General features: G+C 66.0%; 19 protein-coding genes and 1 riboswitch. Of the genes, 8 read left to right on the top strand and 11 right to left on the bottom strand.

Features of this window, described 5'->3' with window-relative positions:
• Window positions 1–2 precede the first annotated feature (2 nt).
• From ACVMB0_RS21830 to ACVMB0_RS21810, 5 genes are read right to left on the bottom strand one after another with little or no spacing between them, the layout of a single operon-like run.
• Entirely contained in the window at window positions 3–632 is a 630-nt protein-coding gene (locus ACVMB0_RS21830) for a precorrin-8X methylmutase (protein ID WP_461347628.1), read from the bottom strand.
• Window positions 632–1795 carry a precorrin-3B synthase gene (gene cobG / locus ACVMB0_RS21825; RefSeq protein ID WP_461347627.1) on the bottom strand — a complete coding sequence of 388 codons (1164 nt, stop codon included), beginning with the start codon at window positions 1793–1795 and terminating at the stop codon, window positions 632–634. The genes ACVMB0_RS21830 and cobG overlap by 1 nt, the downstream gene beginning before the upstream one ends.
• Complete coding sequence (cobN, locus tag ACVMB0_RS21820) at window positions 1792–5040, bottom strand: cobaltochelatase subunit CobN (protein WP_461347626.1); 3249 nt, start codon at window positions 5038–5040, stop codon at window positions 1792–1794. Before cobN ends, cobG begins: the two co-directional genes overlap by 4 nt.
• Window positions 5040–6074, bottom strand: a complete 1035-nt coding sequence (gene cobW / locus ACVMB0_RS21815) for a cobalamin biosynthesis protein CobW (RefSeq protein WP_461347625.1) — start codon at window positions 6072–6074, stop codon at window positions 5040–5042. The genes cobN and cobW overlap by 1 nt, the downstream gene beginning before the upstream one ends.
• Complete coding sequence (locus tag ACVMB0_RS21810) at window positions 6071–6445, bottom strand: DUF1636 family protein (RefSeq protein ID WP_456798296.1); 375 nt, start codon at window positions 6443–6445, stop codon at window positions 6071–6073. The genes cobW and ACVMB0_RS21810 overlap by 4 nt, the downstream gene beginning before the upstream one ends.
• Window positions 6446–6537: 92 nt before the next feature.
• Window positions 6538–6748, bottom strand: a riboswitch (cobalamin riboswitch).
• Window positions 6749–6784: 36 nt separating this feature from the next.
• Between ACVMB0_RS21810 and cobO the strand changes: the two genes are divergently transcribed.
• On the top strand, window positions 6785–7438 hold the full coding sequence (gene cobO / locus ACVMB0_RS21805; RefSeq protein WP_456798297.1) for a cob(I)yrinic acid a,c-diamide adenosyltransferase: 654 nt from the start codon (window positions 6785–6787) through the stop codon (window positions 7436–7438).
• A gap of 11 nt (window positions 7439–7449) precedes the next feature.
• Window positions 7450–8898, top strand: a complete 1449-nt coding sequence (locus ACVMB0_RS21800; protein WP_461347624.1) for a cobyric acid synthase — start codon at window positions 7450–7452, stop codon at window positions 8896–8898.
• On the opposite strand, the gene cobD is transcribed toward ACVMB0_RS21800, so the two are convergent.
• On the bottom strand, window positions 8895–9860 hold the full coding sequence (cobD, locus tag ACVMB0_RS21795; RefSeq protein WP_461347623.1) for a threonine-phosphate decarboxylase CobD: 966 nt from the start codon (window positions 9858–9860) through the stop codon (window positions 8895–8897). The two genes, ACVMB0_RS21800 and cobD, sit on opposite strands and share 4 nt — an antisense overlap.
• A gap of 9 nt (window positions 9861–9869) precedes the next feature.
• On the bottom strand, window positions 9870–10793 hold the full coding sequence (gene cbiB, locus ACVMB0_RS21790) for an adenosylcobinamide-phosphate synthase CbiB (RefSeq protein WP_461347622.1): 924 nt from the start codon (window positions 10791–10793) through the stop codon (window positions 9870–9872).
• A gap of 143 nt (window positions 10794–10936) precedes the next feature.
• Between cbiB and cobU the strand changes: the two genes are divergently transcribed.
• From cobU to ACVMB0_RS21760, 6 genes are all read left to right on the top strand, one after another.
• Window positions 10937–11440, top strand: coding sequence for a bifunctional adenosylcobinamide kinase/adenosylcobinamide-phosphate guanylyltransferase (gene cobU, locus ACVMB0_RS21785; RefSeq protein WP_461347621.1), 504 nt, complete (start codon window positions 10937–10939; stop codon window positions 11438–11440).
• Between the two features lie 46 nt (window positions 11441–11486).
• A complete protein-coding gene (gene bluB, locus ACVMB0_RS21780; RefSeq protein ID WP_461347620.1) occupies window positions 11487–12119 on the top strand; it encodes a 5,6-dimethylbenzimidazole synthase in 633 nt (210 codons plus the stop codon).
• Window positions 12097–12441, top strand: coding sequence for a hypothetical protein (locus ACVMB0_RS21775; protein ID WP_456755645.1), 345 nt, complete (start codon window positions 12097–12099; stop codon window positions 12439–12441). Before bluB ends, ACVMB0_RS21775 begins: the two co-directional genes overlap by 23 nt.
• Complete coding sequence (locus tag ACVMB0_RS21770) at window positions 12438–12629, top strand: CbtB domain-containing protein (RefSeq protein WP_461347619.1); 192 nt, start codon at window positions 12438–12440, stop codon at window positions 12627–12629. Before ACVMB0_RS21775 ends, ACVMB0_RS21770 begins: the two co-directional genes overlap by 4 nt.
• A 9-nt stretch (window positions 12630–12638) precedes the next feature.
• Entirely contained in the window at window positions 12639–13376 is a 738-nt protein-coding gene (locus ACVMB0_RS21765) for a CbtA family protein (RefSeq protein WP_461347618.1), read from the top strand.
• 201 nt (window positions 13377–13577) lie between these two features.
• Window positions 13578–14927: a glycosyltransferase family 87 protein gene (locus ACVMB0_RS21760; protein WP_461347617.1), complete on the top strand. Its 1350-nt coding sequence runs from the start codon at window positions 13578–13580 to the stop codon at window positions 14925–14927.
• A gap of 57 nt (window positions 14928–14984) precedes the next feature.
• Here ACVMB0_RS21760 and ACVMB0_RS21755 read toward each other — a convergent pair whose 3' ends face one another.
• The 4 genes from ACVMB0_RS21755 to chvE all read right to left on the bottom strand — a co-directional run bounded on the left by ACVMB0_RS21755 (window position 14985) and on the right by chvE (window position 19866).
• Window positions 14985–15818: an inositol monophosphatase family protein gene (locus ACVMB0_RS21755; protein WP_461347616.1), complete on the bottom strand. Its 834-nt coding sequence runs from the start codon at window positions 15816–15818 to the stop codon at window positions 14985–14987.
• Window positions 15819–15875: 57 nt separating this feature from the next.
• Window positions 15876–17066: a multiple monosaccharide ABC transporter permease gene (gene mmsB / locus ACVMB0_RS21750; RefSeq protein ID WP_461347615.1), complete on the bottom strand. Its 1191-nt coding sequence runs from the start codon at window positions 17064–17066 to the stop codon at window positions 15876–15878.
• Complete coding sequence (mmsA, locus tag ACVMB0_RS21745) at window positions 17063–18637, bottom strand: multiple monosaccharide ABC transporter ATP-binding protein (protein ID WP_461347614.1); 1575 nt, start codon at window positions 18635–18637, stop codon at window positions 17063–17065. The genes mmsB and mmsA overlap by 4 nt, the downstream gene beginning before the upstream one ends.
• A 161-nt stretch (window positions 18638–18798) precedes the next feature.
• A complete protein-coding gene (gene chvE / locus ACVMB0_RS21740; protein ID WP_456755652.1) occupies window positions 18799–19866 on the bottom strand; it encodes a multiple monosaccharide ABC transporter substrate-binding protein in 1068 nt (355 codons plus the stop codon).
• Window positions 19867–20257 lie beyond the last annotated feature (391 nt).

Raw genomic sequence — 20257 nt, 5'->3', positions numbered from 1 at the left:
CGTCATTCGCTCCGGCTCGCCAGCGCATTGACCGCGGCAACCGTGATCGCCGACCCGCCGAGCCGTCCCTCGACGGTCAGCGCCGGCACGGGCGGCCCAGCCATCAATGCCGCCTTGGACTCGGACGCGCCGACAAAGCCGACCGGACAGCCGATGATCGCCGCCGGCCGTGGGCAATCGGCGTCCTCCAGCATGTTGAGCAGATGAAACAGCGCAGTCGGCGCGTTGCCGATCGCGACGATGGCACCGCCGAGATGCGGCCGCCACAGTTCGAGCGCAGCAGCGGAGCGCGTGTTGCGCATCGACTGCGCGAGCGCGGCAATTCTGGGATCACCGAGCGTGCAGATCACAGCGTTGCCGGCCGGCAGCCGGGCGCGCGTGATCCCCTCCGACACCATGCGCGCGTCGCAGAGGATCGGCGCGCCCGCCTGCAAGGCGGCGCGGGCGCGCGCGGCCATTCCGGGCGTGAAGCGGACATACGTCTCCAGGCCCACCATGCCCGCGGCATGAATCATGCGCACGACCACCGGCTCCTCGTCGGGCGTGAAGCGCGCAAGATCAGCTTCGGACCGGATCGTGGCAAAGGACTGCCGATAGATCGCCGCGCCGTCGGTCTCATAAATGTGCGGCATCAATCGCCTCCCATCAGCACGGAGGGATTGGCGATGATGGCGGCGCTGGTCAGCCCGCGCAGGACCGGCGCATCCCGCGTCGTGCCGCATCGAACGAGATCGAAGCCGTCGCGCGACGCGACGAGGGTGACGTCGGCAGAACCTGAATGGGCACAGCCTTTGGCGCAACCGGAGACGTGGAGCCGGAATTCTGCCGGGATATGCCGCGCGAGCACCGACGCCAGCGTCCGCGTATCGGCATGCGCCTCGGCGCAGCGCGGCGCGCCGCTGCACGCGATCACGCGCAGCGCCGGATCATCGGCCTCAGTGACGAGGTCGACCCGATGGGGTATCTCGCGCATCCCCTCCGCCAGCAGCATCCGCCACGGCGTCATGCGAAGGGCCCGCCCGCAGGCGGCGAGATCGCCGAGCGTCTGGTGCGGCATTTGCCCGAAGGCAATGCCGACCATCGCACCAGTCGGATAGAGGCCCGGCGCAGGCTCTGGCGATCGGGCCACGGGCTCGGCATCGCCACGAAGGGAGCCGGGCAACCTGACGCCACTGGCCAGATGAGCCGCCATCCGTCGTTTCTCGCCCTGAGCGCCGCCGGAGGCGACGAACCATTCAGCCAGCGCCAGTGCCACTTGCACAGCCTCGCTCCGCGTCACTGAAAGCCCGAATTGCGCGCCATCGGCGCGCACCAGCAGTCCCCCGTTGCGATCGCGCTCGATCCTGACATCCGCCGACGCGCGGGTAAGCACGCGCTCGCGGCCATCATCGATCGCGAAGCCGAACTTGGTGGGAAGATCGAGCGAAGTACTGGCAAGTGCGCGCTCAAGCTCGGCAGCAAGCAAGGGCGTCTCGTCATCGGTCGCCCAGAACGGCGTCACCAGCACGTTGCGCTGGGCCTCGGTGCCCGAGTCCGGGTCCAGCAAGTCGAGCCCGGCGAGCCCATCGATCAAGGGCTGATAGCCTGCATCGCTAACGCCGCGGATCTGCAGATTGGCACGGCTAGTCAGGTCGATCAGGCCGTTGCCGTATTGCCCCGCCAACTCTGCAACACCCGCAGCCTGTGCGGCCTCCAGCCTTCCCCCGCGCGGGCGAATGCGCAGCACGAGGCCATCTCCCGACTGCATCGGTCGCAGCGCGCCGGGGCACCAGCCCTTGACCGCGATCGCGCTCATGAGGCCTCCTGCAACGCCGCCGCGATCGAGTTCCGCCGCGTCTGCCACAGCGAGGCGTCACGCAAGCGGGTGAAGCAGGTCTCGATCGCTGCCAGCGCCGCCGGATTCTCCCGCGCCATGAACGTGCGAACCTCGTCATTGCCGAGCGTCGCATCGTAATAAAGATCGAACAGATGCGGTGGCACCGCGCCGGCAAGATGCGCGAACGCCGCCATGTGCTCAAGCGTCGCTGATATCTCGGCAGCACCACGGAAGCCATGGCGCATCATGCCGGCGATCCAGGCCGGATTGGCGGCGCGCGAGCGCACCACCCGCGAGATCTCCTCGGTCAGTGAGCGGGCATGCGGCTGATCCGGCCGTGTTGCATCGAGGTGATAGAGCGACGGGGCCGTTGCGCCGAGCCGCCGGGCCGCGGCGGCGATGCCGGCCTCATGCGCGGCGTAGTCGGCGGCCAGCAGCAAATCGGTCTCCGGCAAGTCCTGGGTATGAACAAAACTGTCGGCAGCAGCGAGCCTGGCTTCGATCCCGGCACGATCAGGCCGCATCTCGCCGTCGGCCGCGAGCGCCCACGACGATGCCGACAACCAGGCTTCGCCGGCCGCCTCGCGCGCCTCCGGCGTAAAGACATCAAGGATCGACGCAATGCCGGCCCCATAGTGTCCGGGGCGTGGGCCGAACACGCGCGAGATGCGCTGCCGGTAAGGATTCTCGTCGCCCTCATCGTTGCGCTCGGACAACGCCTCGCTCGCCGCTTCGAACAATTGGGCCAGCCCGGAAAAGACGTCGCGGAACAAGCCCGACACGCGCAGCGTGACGTCGATGCGGGGACGGCCGAGCTCCGCCGGCGCAATGATGTCGTAGCCGACTACCCGGCCCGACCCGTGATCCCAGCGCGGCGCGATGCCGGCGAGATGCAGGGCCATCGCGAAATCCTCACCGGCGGTGCGCATCGTCGACGATCCCCAGAGATCGACGACCAGTCCTTTCGGCCAGTCGCCGTGATCCTGCAAATGACGACGCAGCAGCTCCTCGGCAAGCCTCACGCCCTGCGCATGCGCCGACGGCGTCGGCACCGCGCGCGGATCGACCGCAAACAGATTGCGCCCGGTCGGCAGCACGTCGCTGCGCCCGCGATAGGGCGATCCCGACGGTCCCGGCGCGACACGCCGACCCGCGAGCGCCGCGCGCAACGCGGCCTTCTCCGCGTCGGCGCAAGCGCCCTGCCCGAACACATGCAGGCCGTCGCCAAATTGGCTTTCCTTGAGATCGCAGACGAAACGATCAATCTGCGGAATCGCCTCGGCGGCCGAGACCGACGCCGCGAGACCGAGATCGTCCTCCAGACCTGCGATCCGCGCCTCCTCGCGGATCGCTGCAATCAGGCGCTGCCGCCGCGCCGGATCGAGGCCATCGGCAGTCGAATATTCATCGAGCAGGCGCTCGAGCTTACGCAAGCCTTCCGGGACCGCGGCCTGCGCCAGCGGCGGCGGTAGATGACCGATCGTCACCGCACCGATCCGGCGCTTGGCCTGCGCCGCCTCGCCGGGATCGTTGACGATGAAAGGATAGACGACAGGCAGATCGCCGATCAGCGCCTCCGGCCAGCACACGGGTGACAGCGCAACCGACTTGCCGGGTAGCCATTCCAGCGTACCATGCGCGCCCATATGGACCACGGCATCGATGTCCTGCTGCCGTAGCCACAGATAAAACGCGACATAGGCATGGCGCGGCGTGCGCGAGAGATCGTGATAATCGGCGTCGCGCTGCCCAACCTCACCGCGCTCCGGCTGAACCGCAATGACCGACTTGCCCCATTCGATCGCTGCGAAATGGAAGGCGCCGTCTCGGCAATCCGGATCATGCTCCGGCGCGCCCCATGCGCGCGCGAGATCGTCCTGCAGCTGCTGCGGGAGGCCGGAGATCGCCGCGCGATAGTCGGCGACGCCCCATGTCAGTTTCGAGCGGAGCAGCACGTTGCCCAGCGACCCCGCCGGCTCAAGATCAAATCCCGCGGCGGCGAGATCGGCCAGCAATGTCTCGACCGAAGCCAGCGCATCGAGGCCCACGGCATGCGCGATCTGATGCGGACGGCCCGGGTAGTTCGTGAGCACGAGCGCGAGCGTCTTGTCTTGCGCCGGCTTGCTCGCAAGCCGATGCCAGGCTGCGACCCGCGCGACAACAGCTGCGACGCGCTCGGCATCCGGCCGATGTGCCAGATGCGCGAACTGCAGATCGGCATCGCGCTCGCCCGGTGATTTGAAGCTGACGACGCCGGCAAACAGGCGGCCGTCGACCTCCGGCAGCACGACATGCATCGCCAAATCGCCGGGCGAAAGGCCACGCAGCGACTCCGTCCAATCCTCGCGCCGCGCCGTGGATAGGGCGACCTGGAACACCGGACACGCTACGGCGTCGAACGGGCTCGCGCCGTCATCGCCAGCCGCGGAGAACGCGGTTGCGTTGACAATGGCGGCCGGCGGGGATCGCACGAACTGGCCGCGCAGCCAATCGGCGACGCCAGCCGCCTTCAGCGACGTGACGAAGACGCCGTGGGCCTCGAATCCCTTCGCCCGCAATGCATCGATCAGTGCATCGACCGGCGCCGTGTCGCCGGCCGCCAGATACGAACGATAGAAGGTCACCAGCACGAGCGGCCGGCCATCCGACGCCGGCAGCGCCGCGACCGCACCGCGCCCGGAATCGTAGACGCCGATCTCGGGAAGATCGATCTCGCCGACAACAGGTCCGGCATAGAGCCCGGACGCCAGCGCCAGTTGCGCGATCACGGCCTGTGCGGCAACCGGCCCGCCCTTGTCGCACAGCACTTTCAGGCGACGCAGTGTCGACACCGGCAAGGTCGAAAATTCATCAAGCCGCAGATCGTCGCGTCCGTCCGCCGGCAGCACCACCAAAGCGATGCCGCGTTCCTTTGCCAGACGGTGCACCGCGGCCAGCCCGTATGACCAATAGGGCTCGCCGCCGATCAGCCGGATCAGGATGCCGCGCGCGTGCGACAGCGTCCGCTCGATATAGGTGTCGACCGACAGCGGATGGCGCAGCTCCGCGAGATTGGCGAGCCGCAGCGGCGGCAGCGCGGCGCGGCCGCGACGCCAACCGGCCGCGAACGCAGCGAGATCGCTGTCGGAAAACGACAACACCACGAGATCGGCCGGATCCTGGCCGAGGTCCCTTGGCGTCGCGGTCTCTTCAAGGCCGCGGCTCTCGCGGAAGACGACATGCATCAGACACCAAGCCGCGCCCTGATCGCGGATTCATCGATATCGCCGTGTTCGCCGATCACGACCAGCTTCGACTGCCGCGGGCGCATGCCCCAGGGCATGTCGAACTGATGCCGCACCCGCTCGCCGACCGATTGCACCAGCAACCGCATCGGCTTGCCTTCGACCGCGATATAGCCTTTGGCGCGCAGCACGTTCTGCTCGCGCGCCAACCCCTTGATCGAGGCCACCAACGCATCGATATCCGTAACCTCCGGAAGATCGATCACCACCGAATTGAAATCGTCGTGCTCGTGCTCCTCCTCGCCGTCGTGATGCGAGGGCCGTGACGCGAGGTCATCCTCCGCCGCCGCCTCAAGGCCCAGGATCACGCGGGCATCGATGGCACCGTCGACGATCGGCAGCATCGGCACCTCGCGCGGCATCTCGGCCGCGATCACTTCTTTCGCCGCCTTGATCCCCTCCGCCCCAGCGAGATCGGCCTTGGTCAGCAGCACGACATCGGCACAGGCGATCTGGTCCTCGAACACCTCCGACAGCGGCGTCTCGTGATCGAGATTCTCATCGGCCGCGCGTTGCGCCTCGACCGCGGCCACGTCAGGCGCAAAGCGGCCGGCGGCGACGGCCTCGGCATCGGCCAGCGCGATCACGCCGTCGACCGTGATCCGCGAACGGATCTCCGGCCAGTCGAACGCCTTGAGCAACGGCTTCGGCAAAGCGAGGCCCGATGTCTCGATCACGATGTGATCGGGCTTCACGGGTCGCGCCAACAACTGCTCCATCGCCGGGATGAAATCGTCGGCGACGGTGCAGCAGATGCAGCCATTGGCGAGCTCGACGATGTTCTCGCTCGGGCAATTGGCATCGGCGCAGGATTTCAGGATGTCGCCATCGACACCTTCGCTGCCGAATTCGTTGACCAGCACCGCGAGCTTCTTGCCGTTGGCGTTGCGGATCAGGTGCTGGATCAGCGTCGTCTTGCCGGATCCGAGAAAGCCGGTCACGACGGTGACCGGAACCTTGGCGAGGGTAGTCATTCGGCGGCCTCCGGCACGACGGGAAGAGGTGGAATGCGGGCGAGCGATTGCTTGCGGAAGATTTCGGGACGGCTGCGCCACGGCACGATGCCGTCGGGCGCCGCCGCATAGGCGGACGCGCCGGCGATCACATCCCTGGCATTGGCTTCGGACAAGCGGCCGTAGACATAGGACCATCGCCCCGGCGCGCTGAGCGCGACCGAGCACCCCTGGCTGCACGCCGACAGGCATTCCACGGGAACCAGATTGACGTCATCAGGCACGCCGGCCTCGACGAGCGCGGCATGCAGGCGCGCACCGGGCGCGGCCTCACCTTCGCCCAGCGTCTGGCCGGCGCGGCAGGTGATACAGACATGAAGTGTAACGCTCATCGCCCTTCCTGGATTGACAACGGGAAGCGATGAGGCACACGAACCGATGCGAACAGGTTCGTTCCCCGTCGCGGAACACCCCGTCCGCCGGTCTCACAACTGCTGCGCTGGCAGGTCTCCCGGCTTGCGGAGCAGGATTTCTCCCTTTGATCCCCGCCTTCCCGATCCCTTTGGGGAATCAGTGGCTTTGGGCATCTCTCCGGTCACGGTCGCGGGGGCGGCTGCTTTTCAGGCCCGACTTGAGCCCTATCGCATTCCCTCTTCGCCTGTCATAGGACAGGAACCAACGCGGGCCCACCATTCGTCCGCGGCTCGAACTTGTCAAGCCGAAGGAACGCCATGACGTCTGAAGGAAACGGGGCCGAAGACGAGATCGTCAGCAGCGATGCGTCGCTGGACGCGCGCCACGCGACCAAGATGGCGAAAAAGAAGGTCGCTCGCGACAAGATCATGGCGACCAAGAGCGGCGAAAAGGGCCTGATCATCGTTCATACCGGCGCCGGCAAGGGAAAATCGTCCTCCGCCTTCGGCATGATCGTGCGCTGCGTCGCGCACGGCTTTCCCTGTGCTGTGGTGCAGTTCATCAAGGGCGCCTGGGATACCGGCGAACGCCGCCTGCTCACCGGGCATTTCGGCGACCTCTGTCAATTCCACGCGATGGGCGAAGGTTTTACCTGGGAAACGCAGGATCGCGCCCGAGACATTGCAGCCGCCCAAGCGGGCTGGGAAAAGGCCAAGCAGCTGATCGCCGACCCGAGCCTGCGTATGGTGGTGCTCGACGAGATCAACATCGCGTTGCGCTACGACTATCTCGCAATCGCCGATGTCGTCCAATTCCTCACGACGTCGAAGCCGCCGATGACACATGTCGTGCTCACCGGACGCAACGCCAAGGACGAATTGATCGAGATCGCCGATCTCGTCACCGAGATGACGCTGGTGAAGCATCCGTTCCGCTCCGGCATCAAGGCGCAGCCGGGCGTCGAGTTCTGACGGACAGCACCATGGCGCGCGCGTTGATGATCCAGGGAGCGGGCTCGGACGTGGGCAAGTCGCTCATCGTCGCCGGCCTCGCGCGCGCCGCCACGCGACGCGGCCTCCGCGTGCTGCCGTTCAAGCCGCAGAACATGTCGAACAACGCGGCCGTGACCATCGACGGCGGCGAGATCGGACGCGCGCAGGCCTTGCAGGCGCTAGCCGCCGGCGTCGAGCCGCACACCGATATGAACCCGGTGCTACTGAAGCCGGAAACCGATGTCGGCGCCCAGGTCATCGTGCACGGCAAGCGCATCGCGACCGCCCGCGCGCGGGACTATGCCGCCATGAAGCCGTCGCTGATGGGCGCAGTGCTGGAGAGCTTTGAGCGGCTGAAGGCGCGCGCCGACCTGGTGCTGGTCGAAGGCGCCGGCAGCCCGGCCGAGGTCAATTTGCGCAAGTCCGACATCGCCAATATGGGCTTTGCGCGCCGGGCCGACGTCCCGGTGGTGCTGGTCGGCGACATCGACCGCGGCGGCGTGATCGCGCAGCTCGTCGGCATCAGGACGGTAATCGATCCCGACGATGCCGCGATGATCCAGGGTTTTGTCATCAACAAATTCCGAGGTGATCTCTCGCTGTTCGATGACGGCTACCGCCTGATCGAAGCCCGCACCGCCTGGCGCGGCTTTGGCGTGCTGCCGTGGTTCGCTCGCGCCGGCGAGTTGCCCGCCGAAGACGCGCTCGGGCTCGGCGAGGCGCGCAGGCCCGGCCGATGCAAGATCGCCTTTCTAGCGCTGTCGCGGATCGCCAATTTCGACGATCTCGATCCGCTCAAGCTCGAACCCGACGTCGATCTCGTGATGGTGCGTCCAGGTCAAGCCATTCCGGGCGATGCGCGGCTCGTCATCCTGCCCGGCTCGAAATCGACCCGCGGCGACCTCGCCTTCCTGCGTGCGCAGGGCTGGGATATCGATCTGCTCGCGCATCATCGCCGTGGCGGCCATGTGCTGGGTCTGTGCGGCGGGTACCAGATGCTCGGACAGATCGTCGCCGACCCCGAGGGGATCGAGGGTCCCGCCGGCGAAACGCGCGGCCTCGGGCTGCTCGATGTCACGACCACCATGACCGAGCAGAAGACGTTGACCCGCGTCAGTGCGGTACACGCCGCGACCGGCCAGCCGATCAGCGCCTACGAAATCCATATCGGGCGCACCGACGGCACGGATCGCGCGCGGCCTTTTGCATCGCTCGACGGCGTGGCTGAAGGCGCGGTGTCCGCCGACGGGCGGGTTCAGGGCAGCTATCTACACGGCCTGTTCACCTCGGACGATTTCCGCAAGGCCTTCCTCGCACGGCTCGACATCCCCGCCGCTGATCAGCCCTATGGCGCCAGGGTCGAGAGCGCGCTCGACGCGCTGGCCGAACACATCGAGACCCATCTCGATGTCGAAGGCCTGCTGGCGCTGGCGCGCTAAACCGACAGCGCAGCGGAAAGACGTGACCATTCAGGCTCGCTGCCCGGCAGGCCCAAGCGCAGCCAGTCCGGCTTCTGCTGGAAGACGCGCGACCAGATTTGCGCACGGGCCAACTTCGCCTGCGCAGCCAGCGCATCGCCGACGTCGTAGAGACGAAACAGCGACGTGCCGCCGACCAGCTTCCAGCCCTGCACTTGCGTCTCTGTATCGAGCCTGACGCAGTCATCCGCCAGACGTGCAGCGGTGGCCTTGGCCCAGTCCTGATCGAGCAAGGCGCGCCGTCCGATCGCAATTGCGGCGCCCGAAACCGGCCATGGGCCCACCATCGCGGCAAGCGCGGTGATGGCAGCCTCGCCACCAACGGCGAAGCCGAGCCGCAGGCCGGCGAGCCCGTAGAACTTGCCGAATGAGCGCAGGATCAGGAGGCCTGCTCGTCCCGCTTCCGGTGCAAGCGACAGGTCGGGCACGGCATCCGCAAAACTCTCGTCGATCACGAGCCGGCCGACGCGCGGCAGCAGCGCGAGCAGTTCGCGCCGGTCATGCTGCCGTCCATCGGGATTGTTCGGATTGACGACGACGGCAAGATCGGCGCCCGCGAGCGCGGCGAGATCGGACACCTCGGCGACATCCCAACCTGCCGCCGACAACACCGCGGCATATTCATTATAGGTCGGCGCCAGGATGCGCGCGCGTCCGCGCGGCGCCAGACGGGGCAACAACTGAATGGCGGCCTGCGCACCGCCCATCGCCACGATCGGCGCCTCTGTCCCATAGGCATGACGCGCGGCGGCGTGCAGCGATTCAATCTCGGATCGCGACGGCAACGCGCTCCATTGCCGCAGCGTGACGTCGACCAAGGGATAAGGCACCCGATTGATCCCGGTCGACAGGTCGATCCATTCTTCCGCAGCGCCGCCGAAGCGTTGCCGGGCGACGTCGAGATTTCCGCCGTGCTCTTGCATGTGCCGCTCTTACAGCAACGCCAGGGCGACGAACACCCCGGCCAGCAGCATCATGGCATGACGATAAAGCTGCAGCCCCGCGAAGATGTCGACGGCAAGCGGATCACGCGCCCCCTCATTCAGCCACGGCTCATCCGCGACGTGACCGTGATAGATCCGGGGACCGCTGAGCCGCACGCCGAGCGCGCCGGCCATCGCCGCTTCCGGCCAACCGGCATTCGGCGAGCGATGGCGGCGCGCATCGCGCAGCATGCATGTCCATGCCCACGAACGGTTCGGGGCGAGCAGCACGAACAAGAGGCCGCTCAACCGTGCCGGTATGAGATTGGCGAGATCGTCGATCCGGGCGGCGGCCCAGCCGAAGGCCTCGTGCCGCTCGCTGCGATGCCCGATCATGGAGTCCAGCGTGTTGATCGCCTTGTAGCCCAAAATTCCCGGCAGGCCGAACAGCGCGCCCCAAAACACCGGCGCCACGATGCCGTCGGAGGCATTCTCGGCGAGGCTCTCGATGGTCGCGCGCGCGATGCCAGCGTCGTCGAGCGTTGCCGGATCGCGGCCGACGATCTGCGCGACCGCCAGACGTGCGGCCGCAACGTCGCCGGAGGCGAGCGGACTGGCCACCGCAGCGATGTGGTCATGCAGCGAGCGCAACGCCACCAGCGGCCACGCCAGAACACCCACAAGAACAACGCGCACCCAGCCAGATGCGAGCGCGGACTGAACCGCCCAACCGATTGCCGTCGCCGCTGCGATCACCAGGATGGCAGCCGCAATGCCCGCCCCGCGCCGAAGCGCAGGCGCGTCAGCGTCCCGGTTCCAGCTGCGGTCGAGAAGATTGATCAGCCGGCCGAGCCAGGTCACGGGATGCCCGATACGGGCAAACAACGCGGACGGCCAGCCGATCAAGGCATCCACAGCCATCGCCACCGCCATCGCTCCCGCAAAAAACACGCGCCTTCTCCTTGCCGCGATCCCCTGATGCGCAAGGCATCGGCCGAGTGCAAGCCCTCCGAGGCAGATTTCGGCTTTGTGTTTCCCCGCGATTGGTGGTTAGAGCGGACGTAACAGGAGATCATATGGCCGTCATTCTGATCACGGGTGGAGCACGCTCCGGGAAAAGCCGGCGCGCCGAGCTGCGTGCGCAGAGCTTTCCGGGACAGCCGGTCTATATCGCCACCGCCGAGGCGCTCGATGCCGAAATGGCTGAGCGGATCGCAAAACATCGCGCGCGGCGCGACAACGACTGGATCGAGCGCGAGGTACCGCTCGATCTCGTGGAGGCACTGGCCGCGACCGATGGCGGCGGCGCAAGGCTGGTCGATTGCCTGACGCTCTGGCTGTCCAATTTGCTGCACGCGGAGCGCGATTGGTCGCGGGAAGTCGCGCGGCTGGCGGATGCGCTGCAGCATCAGCGCAGCCCGGTCATTTTCGTCACCAACGAAGTCGGCCTCGGCATCGTGCCCGACAATGCACTGGCGCGGACGTTTCGCGATGCCGCCGGCCTGATGAACCAGACCATCGCCGGCGTCGCCGACGAGGTCGAATTCGTCGTTGCCGGCCTGCCCATGAAGCTTAAGTAATGCCGCTTGAATGAATTCCGAGATCGAACCAGCCCAAGGCGCCACAATGATCTCATTCGACGACACGTTTCGCCGCAAGCTGCACGAGCTGTTCGTGTGGCGGCGCGACGTGCGGCGCTTCCGCACCGATCCGCTGCCGGATGGCACGATCGAGCGGCTGATCGAGATCGCCTGCCTGTCGCCGTCGGTCGGGTTGAGCCAGCCCTGGCGGTTCGTCATTGTCGAGGATGCGGCGCGGCGCCGCGCCGTGATCGACGACTTCAAGGCCTGCAACGCCGATGCGCTGCGGTCCTATTCCGGCGAGCGCGCCACGAAATATGCCGCCCTGAAATTATCGGGCCTCGAAGAGGCGCCCGGGCACCTCGCCGTGTTCGCCGAGAAGAGCGATCAGATCGGCTCCGGCCTCGGGCGCGCGACGATGCCGGAGACCTCCGACTACTCCGTGGTGGCCGCGATCTGCTCGATGTGGCTTGCCGCGCGCGCCGAAGGCATCGGGCTCGGTTGGGTCTCGATCCTCAATCCGTCCCGCATTCACGCGATCCTCGAGATCCCGGCCGCCTGGAAATTCATCGGCTATCTCTGCATCGGATACCCCCAGGCCGAGTGCGACCGTCCAGAACTCGAGCAGGCCAAGTGGGAATCGCGGCGAGGTCCGGATGAATTCACTATCCGGCGCTGACCAATCTGCGGGCGGAAGCGGCACCGCGACCGGCGGCGTTCACTGGCGCATTGACATCGCCTCCGTAATTTTTCCCCTCCCGGAGCATAACGCGATCTGCGCGGTGCATCGCGGCGCCTTCCGAACGCTGCTCGGCGCCGACCCGACGCCGCCCGCCTGCCTCGGCTATTTCGCGCGCTATGAACATGCGTTCAGGGCCGCGGCAGCCGCAAAAATTCTGCGCAAGCGTATCCCTGTTGGAACAAATCTGCATCTTACCAGTCGCGACATCGCCCGAAAGCTGCTAGAAGCCGACCAAATCGAACGTGGAGAGCGATCATGAGCCAGTCCCAGACCGCGCAAGCCCAGCATCTGCCGGTGGCCACAAAACAGGTCGGCCGGCTTGCCCAGTCCCTGATGGCGATGACGCTCGGCCTGTTCGTCGTCGGCGTGGTCGGCTTCTCGCATATCGACGTGATCCACAACGCCGCGCACGACGTGCGCCACTCCAACGCCTTCCCCTGCCACTGACTCGTCGGCATGAGCACGTTCCGCTCGATCGTCTTCTCGTCAGTCATTGCCGGATTCATCGTCGGCCTGATCGTCACGGCGGTCCAGCAATTCGGCACCGTTCCCCTGATCCTCCGAGCCGAGGTCTATGAGAAGGCGCCCGCGCATAAGCACGAAGCCGCCGCGTCACCGCACGCCATCCTGGTGCACGATCATGCAGACGCTGCGCATGCTGCGGAGGCCTGGGAGCCGAAGGACGGCCTGGAGCGCAACCTCTATACGGCAGGCGCGAACATCCTGACCGCGATCGGCTTTGCGCTGCTGCTCTGCGGCTTCTTTTCGGTGCGCAGCGGCGCCACCGGCGAGGCGATCTCCTGGCATGAGGGCCTGATGTGGGGCCTTGCAGGCTTCGCCGTCTTCACCATCGCCCCGGGCCTCGGGCTGCCGCCGGAATTACCCGGCGTCCCCGCCGCGCCGCTGCTCTCGCGCCAGATCTGGTGGACGATCGCGGTGCTGGCGACCTCGGCCGGCCTCGGGCTGATCGTGTTCCGGCGCTTGGCGCCTGCCGCGATCGCCGGCGTGATCCTGATCATGCTGCCGCATCTGATCGGCGCGCCGGAGCTCGAGCATGTCGAGACCAACGTGCCCTCGTCATTGTCGCATCAGTTCGTGGTCGCGGTCACGCTGACCAGCCTGGTGTTCTGGTCGCTGCTCGGCAGCCTGACCAGCGCCGCATTCGGCTATTTCGACCGGCCCGCGGAGGCCTGACCTCATCGCTTGATGATGACGCACGCCGTCTGTCCGGCCGCGCGTTGCGGATTTCTTTACCATGCCCGGCCCGGACAAGGGCAACGTCCGTCGCCGGGTTCCCGCTCTGCCCCACCCAATTGCAGTGGCCGGGTTTACGCAACCTTAGACGATTTGGTCCACATCTGGCGCGTGCACGACGCAATCGGAATGAAGCGGCCGATGTCGCAAAAGTCGAACCTCGAGGGGCGCAGGCTGGCCTTCGCCGATCACGCCGCGGCTAATCTCGCAACGCGGGCTGACGCAGCTCGCGGCGCGGCGACGGAGCGCGGCGCGATCGGTCAGGCGTCCGGTGCGTCGACAGCGCAATCTTCGCCGCGCAGCGGTGCGCTGGTCGCCGCGTTCCGAGACGCCGACTGGCTGACGGCCGATCGCATCACCGCCTTCACCCGCGTCTTGCTCCTGCTGTTCATCGGCTGCGTCGCGATCATCCCGTGGGCTGCACCGACGATGGATGTCGGCCCCGACTTCGCGGCATTCTGGACCGCGGCCAAGCTCGCGCGTGAAGGCCACGCCGGCGATGCCTATGGTGACGCTGGCCGCGCCGCCGTCGCGGCCGTGCTCGGTCACAAGACCTACGCTCCGTTCTTCTATCCGCCAACCTCGCTGCTGCTCTGGCTTCCCTTTGCGCTGGTGCCGTTTGCAACGGCCGCAATCATCTGGGTGGTCGCGACCGGCGCCGCCTATGCAGCGGCGGTGAGAGCCATCCTCAAGGGCGGATCAATCGTTCCCGCACTCGCCTTTCCCGGCGTATGGGTGTGCGCATTGTTCGGACAGAACTCGCTGTTCTCAGCCGCCCTGCTCGGTGGATCGGCAGTGACGCTGGACCGCTCTCCGGTGATCGCCGGCGTCCTGCTCGGATGCTTTGCCTACAAGCCGCAGGTCGCCCTGCTTGCCCCGCTGGTGCTGATCCTGACGCGGCGCTGGCGCGCGCTCGGTGCTGCGGCCACAACGACGCTGGTTCTCATGCTGGCGGCGACCGCGAGCTTCGGGATCGAGCCGTGGTACAAATTTTTTGACGTTCTGCCGGAAGCTGGCGCCTGGAGCCTCGGCGGCCAGCCCGGCTTCGAGAAATTCGCAAGTCCCTACGCCGCAATCAGGCTGGCCGGCGGCTCAAGCAGCGCTGCCTGGGTCGTTCAGTTGGTCGCCGCCGCGATCGCGATGATCGTTCTAATCGCAATGCTGCGGAAGCGCCGCGGCGGCGCGGCCGAGATTGCGCTGATGGTGGCGGTGACGGGTCTGTGCATCCCTTCACTCGGCAGCTACGAGATGGTGATCCTGGCGATCCCAGGCGCCTGGCTGGTCTCGCAAGCGCTTGCGCAGGGCTGGCTGCCCTATGAGCGCATCGCACTCGCGGCGCTTTATGTGACGCCATTCGCCATGGTCCCTGCGGGCGCCAACGGCCTGCAACTGGCACCGATCGCCGCCGCAGCCCTCATTGCGCTGGTGACGCGACGGATCAGGCACCAGCCCGCTTCTTGTGACACGTCGGCCGAAATCACCAATCGCTGATCGGACGCTCGCTCCGCCGTTGCGAACCAACAGGACACGCTAACACACCTCCAGCTTCTATTCCGTGCGCGTCAGTATCGACTGCCGGACCGCATGCCAGCTCTCCTCATCGGGCGCGCAGAGCAGGCCGCCGGTCAGATTGACCGGCTTGTAGGGCGATCCGTCGAAATGCGCGCTGTAGCCGCCGGCCTCGCGATGCAACAGCCAGCCTGCGGCGTGATCCCATGGCATTAGCTTGTTGTAGAACAAGAGATGGCAATGGCCCGAGGCAGCCATGCGATACTCATGCGCGGCACATCGGAGCCAGGCACTGGCGCCGAGCTTGGACAGATTGCCGGCGACGATCGCGCGCAGCGGCTCGGGCAGGAAGTTGACACCGACCACCGCGTCCATCTGATTGACCGGCACCGCCGCGGCCACCTTCAGATCATGCCGCCTGCCGTCCGGCAGCTCGAGCCACGCCCCCTCACCACGCAGCGCGAACGCGGTGTCGTTGCTGACTGGATCATGGATCGCACCGAACACGATCTCGCCGCGCATGGTGGCGGCCACCATGCTACCGAACAGCGGCAGGCTGGAGGTGAAATTCCGCGTGCCATCGATCGGATCGACGATGAAGGCGAGCTCCGCGGTTCCGACCTGATCGAGTGCGGCCGGATCGCGCGCGGTGCCCTCCTCGCCGATCACGGCGGCATTCGGGAACGCCCGCAGCAGCGCCGCCGAGATCGCCTGCTCGGCGAGTTCATCGGCCTCGGTGACGACGTCGAACGCCGATGTCTTGGTGCGGACCTCGATCTCCCGCACGCGGCGAAAGCGCGGCATGATCTCGCTACGGCCGACTTCAGCAAGGATGTTTCCGATGGTCAGCGCATCGGCATGGGACAATTTCACGCGGCATTCTCCTGCGTTGCCCAGGCATTCTACCGCAGAAATGTGACCACGTCGCAGTCAGCGGCGCTGGTTGTAGACATCGATGCAGACGGCGCCGAGCAGCACGAGGCCCTTGATCACCTGCTGATAATCGATGCCGATGCCGAGGATCGACATGCCGTTGTTCATCACGCCCATGATCATGGCACCGACCACCGCGCCGCCGACCCGGCCAACGCCCCCATAGGCCGAGGCGCCGCCTATGAAGCAGGCGGCGATCACGTCGAGCTCGAAGCCGAGGCCGGCTTTCGGCGTCGCGGTGTTGAGTCGGGCTGCGAACACCAGGCCGGCGAGCGCGGCGAGCACGCCCATGTTGACGAAGGTGAGAAAGGTCAGCCGCTCGGTCTTGACCCCGGACAGCTTCGCCGCCTTGGCATTGCCGCCCACCGCATAGATCTGCCTGCCGACCACGGTGCGCCGGGTCACGAAACCATAGAGCGCGATCAACGCGGTCATGATCACCAGCACGTTGGGCAGGCCGCGATGCGAGGCGATCAGATAGGTGAAGTAGAGCACCGCACCCGCCAGCGCGATGCTCTTGACGATGAAGAAGGCATAGGGCTCGACCTCGATGCCGTGCGCCTGCTCGCGCGCCCGGCTCTTGGCGCTGGCCAGCACCAGCACGAACGCCAGCGCGACGCCGATCAGCAACGACGTCGGGTACAAGGTTCCGGCGCTGGGAAACAGCTCGGGAATGAACCCCGACGACAGCTTCTGGAAAGTCGGCGGGAACGGCCCGACCGACTGGCCCTGCAGCACCGCGAGCGCCAGGCCCTTGAACACCAGCATCCCCGCCAGCGTCACGATGAAGGACGGAATCTTGAAATAGGCGACCCAGTAGCCCTGCGCCGCGCCGATCGCAGCGCCCAGCAGCAGGCAGGCGACGAACGCGATCGGGTAGCCGACATGGTAATGCACCATCAGCACCGCCGCGACTGCGCCGACGAAGCCCGCGACCGAGCCGACCGAAAGGTCGATATGCCCGGTGACGATCACCAGCAGCATGCCGAGCGCCATGATGACGATGTAGCTGTTCTGCAGCACGAGATTGGTGAGGTTGAGCGGCTGCAGCAGCGTGCCGTCGGTCACGATCTCGAAGAACAGCATGATCGCAAGCAGCGACAGCAGCATGCCGTAGCTGCGCAGATTGTTCTTGATGAAACCGGAATGCTTCGGGGTCTCGGGAAGTGACACCGTCTTGTCGGTCATTGTGCCGCTCCTCCGGCCCGCGCAGCGTCGTTATCGACACCGGACATCCTGACATTGCGCATGATGGCGCGCATGATCTTCTCCTGGGTCGCCTCGCCCCTGGCGAACTCGCCGACGAAGGCGCCGTCATTCATCACGCAGATCCGGTCGCAGATGCCGAGCAGCTCGGGCATCTCCGACGAGATCACCACGACGCCCCTGCCCGCCTCGGCAAGCTCGTTGATGATCGAATAGATCTCGTATTTCGCCCCGACGTCGATCCCGCGCGTCGGCTCGTCGAGCAGCAACACCTTGGGATCGGTCATCAGCCATTTCGACAGCACCACCTTCTGCTGGTTGCCGCCGGAGAGATCGCCGGTCGCCTGATAGACGTCGGAGCAGCGGATCCGCATCCGGGTGCGGTAGTCGCTCGCCGCCTTCAACTCCACCACATCGTCGATCACGCCGCGCTCCGACACCTTGCCGAGGCTCGCCACCGTGACGTTCTTGCGAACGTCGGCGGCAAGGATCAGCCCGAGCTGCTTGCGGTCCTCGGTCACATAGGCAAGTCCGGAAGCGATCGCGGCCGGCACGCTGGACAAATCGGCCTCACGTTCCTCGAGGCGGACCTTGCCGGTGACGTTGGCGCCCCAGGCGCGGCCGAACAGGCTCATGGCGAACTCGGTGCGGCCGGCTCCCATCAGGCCGGCGATCCCGACCACCTCGCCACGGCGCAGCTTGAAATCGACATTCTTGATCACCTGCCGCTCGGGATGCAGCGGATGATACACCGACCAGTTCTCCACACGCATCACGGGCTCGCCGATCTCGGCGCTTCGCTCCGGAAAGCGGTGCGCGAGATCGCGGTTGACCATGCTGCGGATGATGCGGTCCTCCTCGATCCGCTCGGTGCGGCAGTCGATGCTGTCGACGGTGCGGCCGTCGCGCAGCACCGTGATGCGGTCGGCGACCCGCGCAACCTCGTTCAGCTTGTGCGAGATCAGGATCGAGGCGATGCCCTGCTCGCGGAAGGTCAGGAGCCGATCGAGCAAGGCCGCGCTGTCGGCTTCGTTGAGACTGGCGGTCGGCTCGTCGAGGATCAAAAGGCGCACCCGCTTGGACAGCGCCTTGGCGATCTCCACCAGTTGCTGCTTGCCGACGCCGAGGTCGGTGATCAGCGTATCCGGAGACTCCCGCAAGCCGACCTGCGCCAGCAGCTCGGCGGTGCGCCGATGCACCGCATGGCGGTCGATGACGCCGAAGCGCGACGGCGGATGCGACAGGAAGATGTTCTCGGCGATCGACATCAGCGGGATCAGCGCCAGCTCCTGATGGATGATGATGATCCCGAGCGCCTCGCTGTCATTGATGTCGCGGAACCGCCGTTCCTCGCCGTCGAACACGATCGATCCGTCGTAGCTGCCGGCCGGATAGACCCCGCTCAGCACCTTCATCAGAGTCGATTTGCCGGCGCCGTTTTCTCCGACCAGGGCATGGATCTCGCCGGCTTCCACGGTCAAGCTGACGTCGCGCAGCGCCTGCACGCCCGCAAAGCTCTTGCTGACGCCGCGCATCTCTAGCATTGCCGTCATCGGATCCATGTCCTGCAGCGTCGATCGTCCCGGCGCGGTTCGCCGCTCACCCGGCGATCCGCTCTAGCGCCCCGTTCCGATCAAGTCGGAACGGAGCTCTAGGCTCTGGTTTTGACGCGCTTCCTTCACGCGAACCGGTTCCCACTTCGCTCGAAAACGCTCTAGTCGAATTGCGAGCGCTTATAGTAGCCGCTGTCAATCAGGACTTTCTCCCAATTGGTCTTGTCCACCACGACCGGCTTGAGCAGATAGGACGGAACCACCTTGACCCCGTTGTTGTAGGTCTTGGTGTCGTTGACGCTGACCTCCTTCTTGCTCAGCACGGCATCGACCATGTCGGCGGTGACCTTGGCGAGGTCGCGGGTATCCTTGAAGATGGTCGAATACTGCTCGCCGCGCAGCATCGCCTTGATCGAGGGCACTTCCGCATCCTGACCGCTGATGACCGGCATCGGTTGGTCCTTGCTGCCGTAGCCGACGCTCTTCAGCGAGGATATGATGCCGATCGACAGGCCGTCATAGGGCGAGAGCACCGCATCGACGCGCTTCTTGCCGTAGAAGGCGCTGAGCAGATTGTCCATCCGCGCCTGCGCGGTCGCGCCGTCCCAGCGCAAGGTGGCGACCTTGTTCATGCCCATCTGGCCGCTGCCGACCACGAGCTTGCCGCTGTCGATGTATGGCTTCAGCACCGACATCGCGCCATCGTAGAAGAAATATGCATTGTTGTCGTCGGGCGAGCCGCCGAACAGCTCGATATTGAACGGACCCTTGCCGTCCTTCAGCCCGAGCGCATTCACGATCGAGCTGGCCTGCAGCACGCCGACCTGGAAATTGTCGAAGGTCGCGTAGTAGTCGACATTGGGCGTGTCGCGGATCAACCGGTCATAGGCGATCACCGTGATGCCCTGGGCCTTGGCCTGCTTCAGCGCGTCGGACAGCGTGGTGCCGTCGATCGCGGCAATGACCAGCACCTTGGCCCCCTTGGTCACCATGTTCTCGACCTGGGAAAGCTGGTTCGGGATGTCGTCCTCGGCATATTGCAGATCGGTGCCGTAGCCGCGCTCCTTCAGCACCCTGACCATGTTGTTGCCGTCGTCGATCCAGCGCGCCGAGGATTTGGTCGGCATCGCAATGCCGATGGTGGCCTTGCTCTGGGCGTACGCGTCCGATGCGGCCACGGAGAGACCTGCCAACGCCAGCGCGAACAAGGTGGTCTTCAACTTGAACATGCTTCACTCCCTTGGTTTTTTTGAGTTGGTTTACCGTTGCCGTGGACAGCGTCAATCGACGGCTATCATTGGTAGGCTGGCCGCAGGTCTACCGCGATCTCGGATCGCGCAGGGACCGTCACCGACCGAAATTTTTCACCCGCGAGTCATGTCGTGGGACGGACGAGGCGCAGGAATGAAGCGGAGGATCATAAGCCGCCTGTCTCCCGGCATCGTCGGCGAGCGCCAGCATCGCCGGGGAGCCCTGGTGGTGCGGTACTTGTTTCCAGCAACCTTTGGTGGACGTTGCCCTTGCCATATGCCTGCCAGCACCGATTGGTCATTTATTTAACTGTCCGAATAAATTGATCGACGAATCGAGGATCATGAGGTGGTGCGTCTGCCTATGGCA

It is taken from the genome of Bradyrhizobium sp. USDA 4451 (genome assembly GCF_054822585.1).
This window is presented reverse-complemented; position numbering and strand designations above follow the sequence as displayed.

Excerpts from the sequence above, each read along its gene's own strand:
- bluB (WP_461347620.1), top strand. The coding sequence starts at position 11,487 with ATGATCTCATTCGACGACACGTTTCGCCGCAAGCTGCACGAGCTGTTC.
- ACVMB0_RS21770 (WP_461347619.1), top strand. The coding sequence starts at position 12,438 with ATGAGCCAGTCCCAGACCGCGCAAGCCCAGCATCTGCCGGTGGCCACA.
- ACVMB0_RS21800 (WP_461347624.1), top strand. The coding sequence starts at position 7,450 with ATGGCGCGCGCGTTGATGATCCAGGGAGCGGGCTCGGACGTGGGCAAG.
- ACVMB0_RS21760 (WP_461347617.1), top strand. The coding sequence starts at position 13,578 with ATGTCGCAAAAGTCGAACCTCGAGGGGCGCAGGCTGGCCTTCGCCGAT.
- cobO (WP_456798297.1), top strand. The coding sequence starts at position 6,785 with ATGACGTCTGAAGGAAACGGGGCCGAAGACGAGATCGTCAGCAGCGAT.
- chvE (WP_456755652.1), bottom strand. The coding sequence starts at position 19,866 with ATGTTCAAGTTGAAGACCACCTTGTTCGCGCTGGCGTTGGCAGGTCTC.
- cobG (WP_461347627.1), bottom strand. The coding sequence starts at position 1,795 with ATGAGCGCGATCGCGGTCAAGGGCTGGTGCCCCGGCGCGCTGCGACCG.
- mmsA (WP_461347614.1), bottom strand. The coding sequence starts at position 18,637 with ATGACGGCAATGCTAGAGATGCGCGGCGTCAGCAAGAGCTTTGCGGGC.
- cobD (WP_461347623.1), bottom strand. The coding sequence starts at position 9,860 with ATGCAAGAGCACGGCGGAAATCTCGACGTCGCCCGGCAACGCTTCGGC.
- ACVMB0_RS21810 (WP_456798296.1), bottom strand. The coding sequence starts at position 6,445 with ATGAGCGTTACACTTCATGTCTGTATCACCTGCCGCGCCGGCCAGACG.
- mmsB (WP_461347615.1), bottom strand. The coding sequence starts at position 17,066 with ATGACCGACAAGACGGTGTCACTTCCCGAGACCCCGAAGCATTCCGGT.
- ACVMB0_RS21765 (WP_461347618.1), top strand. The coding sequence starts at position 12,639 with ATGAGCACGTTCCGCTCGATCGTCTTCTCGTCAGTCATTGCCGGATTC.
- ACVMB0_RS21775 (WP_456755645.1), top strand. The coding sequence starts at position 12,097 with ATGAATTCACTATCCGGCGCTGACCAATCTGCGGGCGGAAGCGGCACC.
- cbiB (WP_461347622.1), bottom strand. The coding sequence starts at position 10,793 with ATGGCGGTGGCGATGGCTGTGGATGCCTTGATCGGCTGGCCGTCCGCG.
- cobN (WP_461347626.1), bottom strand. The coding sequence starts at position 5,040 with ATGCATGTCGTCTTCCGCGAGAGCCGCGGCCTTGAAGAGACCGCGACG.
- cobW (WP_461347625.1), bottom strand. The coding sequence starts at position 6,074 with ATGACTACCCTCGCCAAGGTTCCGGTCACCGTCGTGACCGGCTTTCTC.
- cobU (WP_461347621.1), top strand. The coding sequence starts at position 10,937 with ATGGCCGTCATTCTGATCACGGGTGGAGCACGCTCCGGGAAAAGCCGG.
- ACVMB0_RS21830 (WP_461347628.1), bottom strand. The coding sequence starts at position 632 with ATGCCGCACATTTATGAGACCGACGGCGCGGCGATCTATCGGCAGTCC.